Consider the following 2,520-nt stretch of genomic DNA (forward strand, 5'->3'; position numbering starts at 1 on the left):
TGCCTGGCTTTTTTAACGGTTTCAGGTTGTTTGAGCTTTTTTACAGATTTTCCGTCCTGCACATCTTGGCCAGTTTGGTTTCTCCACAGGCTGCCCGCCTTTCGGGCTGGGATTCAAACCGTCAAGGTACCACCGCAAACAGGAACAGGCCGTCTGAAACATATTTTCAGACGACCTTTATTTGCTTTGAAATGCAGTCTATTTGCGCTTTATGATCTGTATTACAAAGCTATCTTTGGCGGGCGGCTTTCAGCCTGTTCTTTTGTGCCGTTCTTTCTTCCATGAGCTGGTTGTATAAAAGACCAATACGCACTTCAGGAGGGCAGTGATCGTTACTGGTTATTTCCGCAACGTTAAATATTTAGATATGGTGGTATGACAGTATTCGGCTGTTATGGGGTAGGTATTATTTTGACACCTTTAGAGAATAAGCAAAAAAGGCGAAAAAATTAAAGGAAACAAAAATTTGAGCGGAGATTTAGCAAAGTCGGCTTTGACACTTTTTTGCGTAAAGTGAGTAGAAAGTGATGAAACTTTGATACCTTTATTGTGCGGTTTTGGTGAGGTTTTGAGTTGATTTTGGTTTTATTTGAATAGAACGGCGTTTGGATATACCAAACGCCGTTTTTTAATTGACTGCGCGACCATACCACTCTACGCGGCCGATGATGGCTACGTTTTGGTGGTCGGCCGTTAGATCTATCTCGAAAGGCTCGTAAGACGGGTTGGCGGATTTGACCAGCAGTTTGCCGGGCAGCTTTTGGATTTGTTTTACAAACAGGTCGTTATCGATGCGGATAACGTACAGGCCGTCGCGCGGGTCGGTGTTTTCGTGGTTGACGAGGATGTTGTCGCCGTGGTTGAGCACGCCTTCCATTGAATCGCCTTTGACGGCGATTACGGATAGCTTTTCGGGATGGCGGGTAACGTAGTTTTCAATCCAGTAGCGGCGGAAGGCCATGCAGAATAAGGGTTTGTCGTCTTCGGCGGGGTAGCCGTGCCCTGCGGCGGCATAGACGTCATAGCGCGGGATAAAGACGAACTCGTCCAAGCTGACGGGGTTGCCGAGGGTGTCGGTGGCGGTGCCGTCGGAATGGGTACGGACTTCGACGGCTTGTCCATTATCTATATATGGAGAGCCTTTACCAGTAAGTAACCAGTTTAAATCGCAGCCGGTTACTTCTTGAATTTTAATCAAATAGTCGGCTGTTGGAATAGCACCATCTTTCCAGACACGGCTAAAACCGGAAGCAGACATATCAATCTTATTGTAGAAGTCGGCGGGTTTGGCATTATCGGGCCACAAAGATTTTAAACGCTCTAAAAAGTCCATGATTGTCCTTTTGCTTAGAATTTCTCATTTAAGCAAAAAAATGTAATTCTTTTGCTTAAAATAAATCATTCAAATAATCAAACAGATATGATTATTTTGCTTTTTTGCACTATATTTTTAAGCAAAAGAGTTTCAATAAACTTTTTTTGCTTAGTATTGTTAACTCAATTAATCAATTAACGATGCAAATCACATTACTGAATGGAGTAAGTCAATCATGCAAAAAAACGCAACACCAACAAACTGGCACCGCGAAGCCGGGTTGTCAATACGCTTAGAAGCGCATTGACAACCCCTTATTTAAAAGGAGAAAGAATTATCGCCGCTGCAATCGGAGTGGAGCCGGAAGAGATTTGACCGGAGCGATACGCAGCACGAAATTTAAAACCTGTTTTTCCAAAAAGGGTTGTAAATGGATAAGCGGTTTTTGATTTAGTTCCTTAAATGCTAAAAGTTATACGCATTTAAGTAAACCACAAAAAGAAAGAAATAGCAAAATGTTAATTTCAGCGGTTGAGTTGGCAGGTTTGCAGCTTCCGAGACTGCCAAACAGTAGGCAAGGAATTGAATACCACGCCAAGAAAAATAATTGGCCGTTTAAAGAGATTGCCGGACAGGCTCGGGGTGGGAAACTTAAGAAGTATCTGATTGCTGCCCTGCCGCCGGAAATTCAGACGGCCACGCTGTTGGCTAAGGTGCCGGTGTTGGCGGAAGCGAAAAAGCCGGTGAAGCCGAATAAGAAAATGAAGCAGTTGGGTTTGATGCCACGTGAGGATGGTTTGATGCGGTTGGATGATAAGCAAACGGAAACGGCTCATGCGCGGTGTGCGATTGTGACGCATGTGTTGCTTTTGTACGAATTGTCGGGTATGCCGATTAAGAAGGCGGTGGCGTTTGTGGCGGCAGAAGCGGCGGCGGGCAGACTGCCGGAAGATATTGCGAAGCTGATTCCGATTGCAAATGCTCGAAGCAACGATGAGCGCAGTTTGAGCGGGCCGACTTTATACCGGTGGGTGAGGGCTTACCGCGCGGCACCCGACAGCGTGAGTCGGCTTGCGGCTGTCAATTCCATTCCAAAACTGAGCCACAGTTGTGGTCTAAAATTGAGCCACCCTATGAGCGGTGTTTCATCCGGTAAGAATCATTGCCCGTCTCAAAAATATCGCAGCAATAAGTCAGACGCTCCA

Annotated in this window: 3 protein-coding genes and 1 pseudogene; 3 read left to right on the forward strand and 1 reads right to left on the reverse strand. The window is 45.6% G+C overall.

Annotation, left to right across the window (positions count from 1 at the left end):
* On the forward strand, positions 1-285 hold a 285-nt coding region (locus IR141_RS13645; protein WP_209304439.1), incomplete at its 5' end, for a hypothetical protein.
* Between the two features lie 343 nt (positions 286-628).
* On the opposite strand, the gene IR141_RS12295 is transcribed toward IR141_RS13645, so the two are convergent.
* Positions 629-1,333, reverse strand: a complete 705-nt coding sequence (locus IR141_RS12295) for a helix-turn-helix transcriptional regulator (protein WP_135037709.1) — start codon at positions 1,331-1,333, stop codon at positions 629-631.
* A gap of 217 nt (positions 1,334-1,550) precedes the next feature.
* Here IR141_RS12295 and IR141_RS14265 point away from each other — a divergent pair.
* Positions 1,551-1,753 (forward strand): annotated as a pseudogene (locus IR141_RS14265) (helix-turn-helix domain-containing protein).
* A 77-nt stretch (positions 1,754-1,830) separates the two neighbouring features.
* On the forward strand, positions 1,831-2,520 hold a 690-nt coding region (locus IR141_RS12305; RefSeq protein ID WP_305080184.1), incomplete at its 3' end, for a DNA-binding protein.

The sequence above is a fragment of the Neisseria sp. 19428wB4_WF04 genome, assembly GCF_015235335.1.
GTDB classification, from domain to species: Bacteria; Pseudomonadota; Gammaproteobacteria; order Burkholderiales; family Neisseriaceae; genus Neisseria; species Neisseria musculi.

Excerpts from the sequence above, each read along its gene's own strand:
- IR141_RS12295 (WP_135037709.1), bottom strand. The coding sequence starts at position 1,333 with ATGGACTTTTTAGAGCGTTTAAAATCTTTGTGGCCCGATAATGCCAAA.